Consider the following 9710-nt stretch of genomic DNA (forward strand, 5'->3'; position numbering starts at 1 on the left):
TTGAATGTTTTTTCAAGGAAATTGGCAGAAATTACCTAATAATACTCTTCTTAGTACGTTGGTACCTGGTCCATAAAGTCGGGTAGCTGTTCTGCCCGATGCATGGCCCGGTCAAGATCAGCAATTAACCGTTCACGGTCTTTGGGGTAGCTGCCGGGACGGAATTCCGGGAACATCACACAAAATTCAAAAGACGGCCAAGTGGCCGCCTTTTCTGTCTCTGCAAAGAACTCTATTACCAGCGCCCATCGGGCTCCTAACCATAAACAATCCTACAATTTTCCAGGCTTAACAATAGTGTACGGCTTCCTCTAAAACGTGAGTCGCCCATTGGTTAAGGCTTTTGCCTTCGCTCTCGGCGGCCATGATTGCAGCGGAGTGGACTTCGGGAGGAATACGCAACAAGACTTTTCCGGACGCGGGAGCGTGAGGTTTTTGTCCTAACTTGGCACACGCGGCAAGATAATCATCAACCGCTTCATGGAAGGCATTTTCAAGTTCTTCAACGGATGACCCGTGAAATCCCACAATGTCGCGTATCCCTGCCAGATGTCCGACAAAAATCCGGTCGTCGGCGTCAAACTCAATGCGGGCGGCATATCCTTTGTATTTTATGGTGTTCATGGCTTTACTCCGATTGCTTCGAGAAAATGTCGAGTGTCTGTCACTCTGTACCGTAACGATTCCTTTTGTGGATTGGGGCGGTGAAAATATGCACGTTTTCCCTGTTTTTCAAAAGTGACGGAAGAACCTGATCCTTCAACCACTGTACAACCTACGGCAACGAGCAACGCTTCTATCCTTGACCATTCTATATTTCCGTTTACAGGATTATTGAATATGGCCTCAAGCGTTTTTCGGTGTTTGCTATTCATAGTAAAATGATAACATGTTGTGATATCATTTTAAAGAAGTTATTGCCGTACTATGTGCGATTATTGCGAATGTGATGCAGTTCGGTTGACACCCTACTCAATAATACTCTTCTTCGTAGGCCGGTACCTGGTCCATAAAGCCCGGTAGCTGTTCAGCCCGATGCATGGCCTGATCCAGGTCAGAAATCAACCGTTCACGGTCTTTGGGGTAGCTGCCGGCCAGGTTCAGAAAATTGGAGACGTGATTGGAGCGCATGATCGTGCGCTGAGGGGCCAGATGACAGAGCAGTTCCCGTGCTTCTTGCATCAGTTCCCGGTGGGTGCATTGTTCAAGTGAGCGGACAAATGGCTCGTTATGGCGGTGAAACAGGGTCAGCAATGAGAAAAACTCAGGATTAACCCGGTTAACCCAGGCAGCGGTTGCCCGGGCATGTTCCAGGCTGCGGGTTCGCCCGGCCAGTCCGAGGATCGCCGTAACTGAGAGCTTCATACCGGCCTGGCGTGCCATCAACGCCAGTTCAGCCATCCGGTTGCTGTCAAAACCTTTGTTAATCTGTTGTAGGGTTTTGTCATCCCCTGACTCTAACCCGAAATACAGCATCCGCAACTTCTTTTCCCGCAGTACCAGCAACTGCTCCGGCGTCTTGGTAATCAGGCTGTTGGGCGAGGCATAGGAACCGATCCGTGTCAGATGGGGGAAGGTGGCGGCAAGCGCATCCAGAATGGTGATCAATCCGTCAAAGGGGTAGACCAGGGCATCGCCATCAGCCAGAAAAACCCGCTCAATCCGTGGGCGGTAGGCCGCCGGTATCCCGCTGATTTCAGCCAGCATCTCATCTGCAGGTCGAACGTGAAACTGTTTTCCCTTATACATGCCGCAGAACTTGCATTGATTCTGTGAACAGCCCACGGTGATCTGAAAGATCAGGCTGCGGGCTTCACTTGGTGGGCGGAATACCGGTTCAACGTAACGGGGCATGACAGAATCCTGTGTGTAGATATTTTTTGTTCAATAGCTTGATCTGATCTGATAGTAATCAATGAGTAGCAATTGGCAAACAATTTTACCTGTCTGGGGGGAGTATGAAGGTTCTGGTTGATCTCTGTGTGGTACCGATGGGAGTCGGCGTATCTGTTTCCAGCTATATTGTTGCCTGCGAAAAAGTTCTGGCCGAGGCTGGCCTGAAGACGGCACTGCATTCCTACGGCACCAATATTGAAGGGGAGTGGGATGACGTTTTTACGGCAATCAAGCGTTGTCATGAGGTGGTGCATGAAATGGGAGCACCGCGTATCACCACCACCATCAAGATGGGGACCCGTACTGATCGTGAGCAGACCATGGAAGATAAGATTAACAGCGTGAAAGCAAAGCTGGGGTAACAGGCCATGTTTGAATGTCAGTATAACGATGAGATGGAGGCAGAGGTGAAACGTCTTGAGGCCCAGGCCCGGGCGGTTGCTGCCGGACACCCTGAATGGTTGAATGCCTGCGCTGTGTGTGGAGCAGAACTGGAGGTGGTTGATACCAGCCAGTGCGAGATCTGTAGCAAAAAGTGATATGTCAGCTTATTGTGCGGGGCTAGACAGTGGGCTCTGCTGATGCACCGGATACGGTCATAGCCCTTTTAACCCTTGATATCAAGGTGACCGCCTTGATCGGTTTGCTCATAAAATCAAAGAATCCCAGATCAAAAAGCCTGGCTTCATCTTCATCAGTTGTTTTGTCACTGATCAGTATAACCGGTATTGACTTGAGGTCATGGATGGCCCTGACCAGTTTGATTAACTGGAACCCATCAAAATTAGGCATTTCTTTGTCTGTCAGCACAACCTGAGGGCGGCTGGCAACGATCTCTTTGTACGCCTCCATACCATCGGCAGCCAGCAGTACTCGAAAGCCGTTACGCTCAAGGATCTCCTTTAGGATCTCCCGTGTCAGCTTGTCGTCGTCTGCAATCAGGACCGTCTCGCCTTTAGGTCTTTGGATCTGTCGACCTAGATAGTGTTTGCAAAAGGCAGCAAAAAAAGCCTCACGGGAAACAACCACCGGGACAGCCGTCTTCCCCTGATTTTGGGCAATATTATTTGCCATTTTCATGTCAGTGGGGTCGGTCACAGCCATCAAAAGGTTGGTGCCTTCCTGTCGCAGCGGAAACAGGTTGAACTCAAGTGCCGTCTCAGGCGTAATCAATGCAAGCAGCTGCTTAGGGTAGCTGTATTGTTCAATATTGGTTAAATGCTTCATATTAAACTGCTCTGCCAGTGCCGCCGACAGTTCATTTCCCGTAATAAGTCCCTTGTCCTCCAGAAACCAGCCAAAGCGTTTTTGCTCACGATTCGCCAATGCAATCATTCGTTCAACCGTTACCGGTGAAAGGATGCCTTTGTTAACCAATATTTCACCCAACAATTTTTTTTGTGACATTGTGTCATACCCGTAACATATCAATTAAGCGCACATGAGACAGATGAAGATGGGCGTTGGTAGTGATTTTGCTGCTAATAAAGGGGTAGGGTTAGAAGTATTCGATTGTATATATGTGTGTATTTCAAAAGTCCAGTGAGTTTTTGCGTAAGTAATTAATCTTCGGAATATATTGACAAGGGTAGCAGTGTTGTCGTTGTGGCTAACGGCACTAAAACTACACAAACTGGTTTGCGAGAAAAAGAAAAGGCCTTGCAGAAAATCTGTAAGACCTTGATTTCTTTGTGGTACAGAGGCCGGAATAACACAATATTGAAATCATTAATATGTTTATGGTGCTTCTTGCAAAAGGCCACTTAAAAAGCCCCCAAAAGCTTTTGCTTACCTCAAAACTGGCACTGTATTCCCTCCACTCTTCCGGCCAGCTTTGTGAATACCCAACAAGAAAAAACCGACTATCATTTCCCTACTGTCCATTTCTCCGTCATGAAAAATATTTGTTTCATAGTCAGACAACGCGGGTCAAATTACCCGCACAGAACAAAGCCGTGGGAGGACCCGCGATATACAGCAGGCAGCACGCAGCATCATAAGTCATAAACCATAGTTCGTGGGGAATCCTACCGTGGATGCTTACACAGTGCAAGGGGTGCGGGGTTTGGGATACGGAGAAAGGGGCTACCCTTGGGGCCGGACGGAGAATCAGCCAGGGGCGAACAGGCGACGCAGAACTGACCACCTTGGATTACTGGACGCCGTGTTGGTGCTGCCGGAATTGTCACCGCAGAAGTGACCACCTCGAAATGATGGACGGAGAGTTGGTCCCCGCCGTCCGCGCTTCGCTGAGTTGACCCCCTCGAAATACTGGACGGAGAGTTGGGACCGGCTACCGACTGGACGCCGTGTTGGGGTGGTCCCGATCCTGAACGCAGAAGTGGCCCCGGCTGATCTTTGGACGGAGAAAGGGGCTACCCTTGGGGCCGGACGGAGAATCAGCCAGGGGCGAACAGGCGACGCAGAACTGACCACAGAAGCGTCAATATAGGCTACACTCTAAATTAACGTCGCTGTAGCCCGTCAAAAGCGTAAATCTAAGGTTACTAATCAGACTTTATTTACGGTTATGTAACACGGTCTAAAGGCATACTTTACGATGCTGCCACCATAGCGGGCCTGTTGCCAGCCTTACGGCGTGGCCTGGGCACAATCACCGGCTGCTGCTTCTTGGCGGTGGTTGGTTTCATCAACTCTTTGCTTATGATTGAGTACGCTGATCTATCCCCAATAATGAGGTGGTCAAGCACCTTGATTCCCAGGATTTCGCCAGCCTCTTGTAGGCGCTTAGTAATGATAAGATCTTCAGGAGACGGCTTAGGGTCGCCGCTGGGGTGGTTGTGTAAGCAGATTATTGACGCGCTACCGTTAAGCACGGCACCCTTAAAGACTTCTCGCGGGTGGACAATAGACTGTTGAAGGCTGCCAACAGAAACAAGCTCACGGGCGACGATACGGTTCTTGCCATCCAAATGAAGGACAATGAAGCACTCACGGTCTAGGGCCATCATCTCACGACTGAAACGGTCGCAGATTTGACAGGGGCTGGTGTAACGGACTTCCGGCTCTTCAACGCATCCAGTGCGAACGACTTTTAGTTTTTGCATGGTGTAGGTCTCCATTGTTTTGAGATATGCAGCTTGAGAGGCCGCCGGGTGCTCTCAACCGTCAATGGACACGGCGCGGATATTCCCCAAGGGGTCTTGTATTACCCGCACACCCGACAGCTCCTTTCAAACCGTGGGCGCAAAAATACCGACTATCGGGCCGGGTCCGTCCATTGACTCGCGGATTGAGAGCCGCTTGGTTGCGATAGTAGGACGGCTTTCAAATGATTGTCAAGGCGGATGTATGGCTTGAAGCATAAAAACGGGGCACAGCCTGTGCCATGCCCCGCAGGTGCTACTATTCCGATTGATGCTGATCGTCTGGGGACCGGTCCCCGGTGGTGCCTATGGCGTGCAGGTATCGCTGGTGGATCTGTTCAGACATGACAGCAAACGGGCCGCGCTGGTGTTTGTCAGGTGGTGCGGTACGATAGAAAGCCCGCAGGGGTGGTTGTTTATGGTGCTGCCGTTGGCGTTGGTATGAGAACGTGCGGGCCATTACTTCACCCCCTTTGCAAGCTGACAGATTCCGGCCTCAGTGCGAACAGTGCCAAAGACAGGTATATGCTCTAACTGGACCATTCCGCCACGCCACAAGGCACAGCCAGGAGCAAGGCAGTGTTGACGGGACATTGGACATTTCCGCTTTTTGATGTCGTCTAGTGAAATGTATTTTTGGATCATGACTACCCCCTCCCTTCACGCATCAGACGTAGTTCATTAACGACTGCATCCAGTTTGTCTGCAATAGTCTTTTCAATAACATGGAGTTGGATCACCACCGGGTTGTCAATCTCACATTCCGCCACAGCCTGCAATTCTTCAAGGGTGGAGCTGATGCCGTGCATGTGATACAGAAACGCCTCCTCAAAGTCGTCTTGAGCGGTAAAAGGTTCATGCTCATCAAGGACCATGCCGCCACGCTTGGCGGTATTTGGTACATAGTTGGCTTTCATTGTTCCACCTCCTGAAGTTCATCATATTGCTGCTGTAGTTTTTCAATCTGCTGCTGTAGCTTGCCAGCAAGATCAAGCTGAGCCTTTAACATTGCGTCAGTTGCCTGAATAGCACCCTTCAGGTGGGCCAATCTTAAAGCGGTTTGAGGTTTCATGGTCGTTGTTCCTTTCGGTTTTTGTATAAGTGTTGTTTAGTGCGTGTTGCGCCTGTTGCGCCGTTGCACTGTTTTTAATATGCTGTAATCATTTATATATATCCGCAACGTTTCCCGTTTGCGCCCTGCAACGCCATATTTTTGACGTTGCAGGCGGTTTTTGAAAGCTGTTGCGGATAACATGCTGTTGTTACTGTTTTATTTTCATGGCGCAACGCCGCAACGTCCGCAACATGCTAACGGGACATATAATTAAAAAACTTCAAAGCGGGCCGGTACATGATACACACGGCAAGCCCCCATTCCCGGCATACGACGATTAACGCAGGGCGAACCATTGACCTCTTCAAGCCACTCATGCTCAACCAGCACACGGGCTGCCCAGCGTGGCTCTGCTGGGCCTATGGCCTCCCTGAAGGCTGCCGGGAATATGAAATACTCCATACCGGAATCCTCAGACAGTGCCACATGCACGGCACGCCTGAACCCTGCCCGATTAACAACCGGACGGGCCGGGCCTTTTACCTCTCCATCCATAGGAGTGAAGCGGGCCTCTCCGTTGGTCTGTAGCCACCCTTCAAAGGTTTCCAGCAGGGTCTTGACCTCAAGCGGGCCATGACCTCCCCGCCGCTGTAGCCAGGCATTGAAGCACTCACGGACCCCCCAAGTCGCCTCGCCTTCAGGCCAGGGTAAAACACCATGACGGGCGGCATATTCACCAGCAGCAGCCAGCAGGCCGAACCGGGCTGCAACTCTTACCACCTGCCCGTCACTTCCAGCGGGTGCCACCTCATCAACAAACGACTTGATTGACGCTAGAAACGTTTGACGCAGCAGGTCGCTATCTTGGTTCAGGTCATGGGTCAAAACCTTGAGGTATGGCCGCAGGGGCGTGCCGTGATGTTGTGACGTAGCCTGTCGCAAGTGGTCAGACAGGGGCGCGCCGGATGCTAAGCCGTGCAGGTTTTCATAGATGCCGTTATTCATGGTTTTTGCCCCCCTTGTCTGGTATGGCCGGGATGCTTACCAAACGCAGCTCTTGACCCGCAGCAGGCCGCTTGCCGATTGTTTTAAGCATGGTTGACATATCCACCTCGCCGGTTGTCAAAAACAGGTTGCGCCAGCTCTTACGCTCCCGTGCTTCGCCCCGCTGATCTGCCCGGCCTCTACCGATACCGGATGCCAGCTTGTAGACCAGGCCACCAAGTGCATCAGGTGCGGCCTGCCCCAGTTCATCCAGGATCAACAGGCCATCGTTACAAACTGCCGCCGCTGACTCAAGGCTGCTTGCTGTAGCATCAAGGGTCTTGATAGTGGTTGCCGGGTTGCCGCTGACTGAGGCCGCTACACGTAGCAGGGTTGTCTTGCCGCAAGAGCTGGGACCGACAAAATGAAAACCACCACCCTCCATGCCTACCAGCTTGAGTAGAGGAGGGGCCAGGGCCGCACATACGGCAAGGACAGCACGCGAGTTGCCAACACACAGGCCGCCTATTTGCTGGTCCCAGCCCGGTTTAGTGCCTGATTCTTCATAACCTGCCGGGATGTCACCGGTCAGGGATTGCGTTAACAAAACCTTGCTCTTGCTCATTTCTTGTCTACCTCCTCGCCTATGGTGCTATCAGGCAGTATGAACAGCCACCGGCCTGCAATTTGAACCCAGCCAGTACGATCAACCAGAATGAAGCGGGGTAGATTGCGGCTGTGCTTAAGAATGGCACTTACAAAATCACCAAACAATTGCCGCGCCCTGATCCCGACACCAAAGAAACCGCCCCGGGCTGCAAATTCGATCCGGGCCACCTCTCCACCGGCTTTTTGCAGGTCTGCATTGCGAAGCAGAAAAACAACCTTCTGCTGATCCGGGTTGACCATTTCAAACAGGATTGAGAAATCTTCACCCTTTGCGGTTCTGGCAATGCCCAGGGGTTTGATATAGGAACAGAAAAAGACCGCTTGCGCCTCATCGTCTTTCTTGGCTGCTGGTGTCCAGTAGACCCCGCCTGCCCTGGTCTCAAACGGGCCAAAGACAACAAGTGCCTTGCCTGCACTGGCAACGCTGCCGATCTGTTCAGCCACCCGCCGCTTGCCGTCTGGTTTGGCTGCCAGGTCGTTAAAATCAGAGTCAACAGCCATGCACCACCCCCAGCCCCCCGAAGTCGGGGAAAACAACGCGCCCCCGAACCGCTTCAGCGGCTTCAATGGCTTTTTGTCTGCCTACCGGGTCAGAGTCACCGGCAACAACCAAAACAGCGTCAGGGAAAGCGGCACGGGCTGCCAGTGCCACAGGTTGAAGGTTGCCAGCAAAACCACAGACCGCCACCGGGTGGCCGGTAGCTTCATGGATTGTCGCAGCGGTTGCAAAGCCTTCAGCCAGGATCAAGACACGGTTTACCTTGGGACCGAAGCGGTGGGAACAGGCAGCCACCCTGCCACCGGACAAAAAACGCTTGCTGCCGTCCTCCTGGATGAATTGCAAAGTGGTAATGATGCCGTGCTGATCCCTGTAATCAAACACCAGGGCCGGGCCGATCTGCCGGGCGCGGTAGGGTGGCACCGCCTTACGGACAAGGTACGGGTGGGCAGGCCGGGCCGGACGGGACCGGTCCCATAGCTGGGCAGCTTTGGCCGCTGCCTGCTTTTGAGCTTCAAGGCGTTCCGCTTCAGCCTTCGCCTGTGCTGCTGCCCGCTGCCGTGCATATTCGGCCTGTTCTGCTGGGGTATAGGTACGGGTCAGGCCAGTGCAGAAGGTGGCACGTTGTCCGGTCTTGTTGCTGCCGAAAATGCCGCCCACCGTACCGTCTGGATTATGGTGCATGACGTAAAAGGCGTTTTTTTGTCCGGGTCGGTCGTTTAGCCGGTCATGGCAACGGTGAAGCTGTCCGTCGATCTGTAGCGGGCTGTCAGGTGGCGCGCTGCCGATAGATGCCGCCACCGCTTGTAGGGCTTCGGTGGGGTCGTCACTCATGGCTTGCCCCCAGGGAATCAATGAAACTGAGAATGTCAGAGGCACGCCAGCAGGTGGTAGCTGGTCCCAGTTTGACCGGCTGTGGGTAGCGACCCTCTTTGACACCAGCCAGCCAGGAAGAACGGCCAATAGGGAGGAGTTGCAGGACTTGGGGCAGGCGTAGCAGCCCCAGGGGGTTGACAGTGGCAGCGGTTGCCGCCGGGGTGGTTGTGGTTTTCATCTTGTCTAACCTCGTTCAAGTGGATTCGGTGGCCACCGTTGAACACAGGCTAGACGGGTTTGTTATTGTGGTGCGGTAATTACCGAAAGTTATCGGTAATTACCAAAGTGTTGCTATTCAGGCGGGATACATTCTGCAGCCTGTTGTAACCACTCTCTGACCGTTTTTTGATCTAGGGTTATACCCATGCTCTGAGCTGAATTAACTATGGTTGCGGGGACTGTACTGCGCTGGTCATTAGGATTGTACTTGTACCCCTTAATAGCCATAACAGCAATAATCTGTAGAAGAGTGTTTTTAGATTTTGGGTTGTCTGGATCACGTTGTTTTGCCTTAACCTGTCGCTGACCTATTTTATGTTCAGCTTCAAAGCGTAAGACTTCTTCAAGGTAAATAACATCCCTTGGATTATAAAGATGTAGATTGTGTCCATCATGCCCCGCTAAC

17 protein-coding genes are annotated in these 9710 nt (G+C 52.1%); 3 read left to right on the plus strand and 14 right to left on the minus strand.

Annotation, left to right across the window (positions count from 1 at the left end; all coding sequences use genetic code 11):
* Positions 1 to 50: 50 nt before the first annotated feature.
* The 4 genes from OEL57_RS02790 to OEL57_RS02805 all read right to left on the minus strand — a co-directional run bounded on the left by OEL57_RS02790 (position 51) and on the right by OEL57_RS02805 (position 1854).
* Positions 51 to 176: a hypothetical protein gene (locus OEL57_RS02790; protein ID WP_300736716.1), complete on the minus strand. Its 126-nt coding sequence runs from the start codon at positions 174 to 176 to the stop codon at positions 51 to 53.
* Positions 177 to 288: 112 nt separating this feature from the next.
* Positions 289 to 624: a type II toxin-antitoxin system HicB family antitoxin gene (locus OEL57_RS02795; RefSeq protein WP_300736720.1), complete on the minus strand. Its 336-nt coding sequence runs from the start codon at positions 622 to 624 to the stop codon at positions 289 to 291.
* A complete protein-coding gene (locus OEL57_RS02800) occupies positions 621 to 875 on the minus strand; it encodes a type II toxin-antitoxin system HicA family toxin (protein WP_300736723.1) in 255 nt (84 codons plus the stop codon). The genes OEL57_RS02795 and OEL57_RS02800 overlap by 4 nt, the downstream gene beginning before the upstream one ends.
* A 97-nt stretch (positions 876 to 972) precedes the next feature.
* Complete coding sequence (locus OEL57_RS02805) at positions 973 to 1854, minus strand: radical SAM protein (protein WP_300736727.1); 882 nt, start codon at positions 1852 to 1854, stop codon at positions 973 to 975.
* Positions 1855 to 1958: 104 nt separating this feature from the next.
* Here OEL57_RS02805 and OEL57_RS02810 point away from each other — a divergent pair, with 104 nt between their 5' ends.
* Positions 1959 to 2258 carry an MTH1187 family thiamine-binding protein gene (locus OEL57_RS02810; RefSeq protein WP_300736730.1) on the plus strand — a complete coding sequence of 100 codons (300 nt, stop codon included), beginning with the start codon at positions 1959 to 1961 and terminating at the stop codon, positions 2256 to 2258.
* Positions 2259 to 2264: 6 nt separating this feature from the next.
* Positions 2265 to 2435 (plus strand): hypothetical protein, encoded by a 171-nt coding sequence (locus OEL57_RS02815; protein ID WP_300736733.1) that lies wholly within the window; start codon positions 2265 to 2267, stop codon positions 2433 to 2435.
* Positions 2436 to 2457: 22 nt separating this feature from the next.
* Here the strand turns inward: OEL57_RS02815 and OEL57_RS02820 are convergent, their stop codons facing one another.
* Both OEL57_RS02820 and OEL57_RS02825 read right to left on the minus strand, forming a co-directional pair.
* Positions 2458 to 3303, minus strand: coding sequence for a response regulator (locus OEL57_RS02820; protein ID WP_300736736.1), 846 nt, complete (start codon positions 3301 to 3303; stop codon positions 2458 to 2460).
* 1148 nt (positions 3304 to 4451) lie between these two features.
* A complete protein-coding gene (locus OEL57_RS02825) occupies positions 4452 to 4964 on the minus strand; it encodes a JAB domain-containing protein (protein WP_349255188.1) in 513 nt (170 codons plus the stop codon).
* A 310-nt stretch (positions 4965 to 5274) separates the two neighbouring features.
* On the opposite strand from OEL57_RS02825, the gene OEL57_RS02830 reads away from it, so the two are divergent.
* Positions 5275 to 5448: a hypothetical protein gene (locus OEL57_RS02830; protein ID WP_300736739.1), complete on the plus strand. Its 174-nt coding sequence runs from the start codon at positions 5275 to 5277 to the stop codon at positions 5446 to 5448.
* Positions 5449 to 5650: 202 nt separating this feature from the next.
* Here OEL57_RS02830 and OEL57_RS02835 read toward each other — a convergent pair whose 3' ends face one another.
* The 8 genes from OEL57_RS02835 to OEL57_RS02870 form a co-directional block, all read right to left on the minus strand.
* Positions 5651 to 5920, minus strand: a complete 270-nt coding sequence (locus OEL57_RS02835; RefSeq protein ID WP_300736742.1) for a hypothetical protein — start codon at positions 5918 to 5920, stop codon at positions 5651 to 5653.
* On the minus strand, positions 5917 to 6075 hold the full coding sequence (locus OEL57_RS02840; RefSeq protein WP_300736745.1) for a hypothetical protein: 159 nt from the start codon (positions 6073 to 6075) through the stop codon (positions 5917 to 5919). The genes OEL57_RS02835 and OEL57_RS02840 overlap by 4 nt, the downstream gene beginning before the upstream one ends.
* A gap of 252 nt (positions 6076 to 6327) precedes the next feature.
* Complete coding sequence (locus OEL57_RS02845) at positions 6328 to 7062, minus strand: hypothetical protein (protein ID WP_300736748.1); 735 nt, start codon at positions 7060 to 7062, stop codon at positions 6328 to 6330.
* A complete protein-coding gene (locus OEL57_RS02850) occupies positions 7055 to 7666 on the minus strand; it encodes a DUF927 domain-containing protein (protein ID WP_300736751.1) in 612 nt (203 codons plus the stop codon). The genes OEL57_RS02845 and OEL57_RS02850 overlap by 8 nt, the downstream gene beginning before the upstream one ends.
* Entirely contained in the window at positions 7663 to 8211 is a 549-nt protein-coding gene (locus tag OEL57_RS02855) for a DUF927 domain-containing protein (protein WP_300736754.1), read from the minus strand. The genes OEL57_RS02850 and OEL57_RS02855 overlap by 4 nt, the downstream gene beginning before the upstream one ends.
* Positions 8201 to 9043 (minus strand): toprim domain-containing protein, encoded by an 843-nt coding sequence (locus tag OEL57_RS02860; RefSeq protein WP_300736757.1) that lies wholly within the window; start codon positions 9041 to 9043, stop codon positions 8201 to 8203. Before OEL57_RS02860 ends, OEL57_RS02855 begins: the two co-directional genes overlap by 11 nt.
* Positions 9036 to 9263 (minus strand): helix-turn-helix transcriptional regulator, encoded by a 228-nt coding sequence (locus OEL57_RS02865; protein WP_300736761.1) that lies wholly within the window; start codon positions 9261 to 9263, stop codon positions 9036 to 9038. Before OEL57_RS02865 ends, OEL57_RS02860 begins: the two co-directional genes overlap by 8 nt.
* Before the next feature lie 113 nt (positions 9264 to 9376).
* Positions 9377 to 9710 (minus strand): hypothetical protein (locus OEL57_RS02870; RefSeq protein WP_300736764.1); only part of this gene is annotated, 334 nt, incomplete at its 5' end.

It is taken from the genome of Trichlorobacter sp. (assembly GCF_030247655.1).
In the GTDB taxonomy this organism is placed as follows: Bacteria; Desulfobacterota; Desulfuromonadia; order Geobacterales; family Pseudopelobacteraceae; genus Trichlorobacter.

Excerpts from the sequence above, each read along its gene's own strand:
- OEL57_RS02790 (WP_300736716.1), bottom strand. The coding sequence starts at position 176 with ATGTTCCCGGAATTCCGTCCCGGCAGCTACCCCAAAGACCGTGAACGG.
- OEL57_RS02795 (WP_300736720.1), bottom strand. The coding sequence starts at position 624 with ATGAACACCATAAAATACAAAGGATATGCCGCCCGCATTGAGTTTGAC.
- OEL57_RS02800 (WP_300736723.1), bottom strand. The coding sequence starts at position 875 with ATGAATAGCAAACACCGAAAAACGCTTGAGGCCATATTCAATAATCCT.
- OEL57_RS02805 (WP_300736727.1), bottom strand. The coding sequence starts at position 1,854 with ATGCCCCGTTACGTTGAACCGGTATTCCGCCCACCAAGTGAAGCCCGC.
- OEL57_RS02810 (WP_300736730.1), top strand. The coding sequence starts at position 1,959 with ATGAAGGTTCTGGTTGATCTCTGTGTGGTACCGATGGGAGTCGGCGTA.
- OEL57_RS02815 (WP_300736733.1), top strand. The coding sequence starts at position 2,265 with ATGTTTGAATGTCAGTATAACGATGAGATGGAGGCAGAGGTGAAACGT.
- OEL57_RS02820 (WP_300736736.1), bottom strand. The coding sequence starts at position 3,303 with ATGTCACAAAAAAAATTGTTGGGTGAAATATTGGTTAACAAAGGCATC.
- OEL57_RS02825 (WP_349255188.1), bottom strand. The coding sequence starts at position 4,964 with ATGCAAAAACTAAAAGTCGTTCGCACTGGATGCGTTGAAGAGCCGGAA.
- OEL57_RS02830 (WP_300736739.1), top strand. The coding sequence starts at position 5,275 with ATGCTGATCGTCTGGGGACCGGTCCCCGGTGGTGCCTATGGCGTGCAG.
- OEL57_RS02835 (WP_300736742.1), bottom strand. The coding sequence starts at position 5,920 with ATGAAAGCCAACTATGTACCAAATACCGCCAAGCGTGGCGGCATGGTC.
- OEL57_RS02840 (WP_300736745.1), bottom strand. The coding sequence starts at position 6,075 with ATGAAACCTCAAACCGCTTTAAGATTGGCCCACCTGAAGGGTGCTATT.
- OEL57_RS02845 (WP_300736748.1), bottom strand. The coding sequence starts at position 7,062 with ATGAATAACGGCATCTATGAAAACCTGCACGGCTTAGCATCCGGCGCG.
- OEL57_RS02850 (WP_300736751.1), bottom strand. The coding sequence starts at position 7,666 with ATGAGCAAGAGCAAGGTTTTGTTAACGCAATCCCTGACCGGTGACATC.
- OEL57_RS02855 (WP_300736754.1), bottom strand. The coding sequence starts at position 8,211 with ATGGCTGTTGACTCTGATTTTAACGACCTGGCAGCCAAACCAGACGGC.
- OEL57_RS02860 (WP_300736757.1), bottom strand. The coding sequence starts at position 9,043 with ATGAGTGACGACCCCACCGAAGCCCTACAAGCGGTGGCGGCATCTATC.
- OEL57_RS02865 (WP_300736761.1), bottom strand. The coding sequence starts at position 9,263 with ATGAAAACCACAACCACCCCGGCGGCAACCGCTGCCACTGTCAACCCC.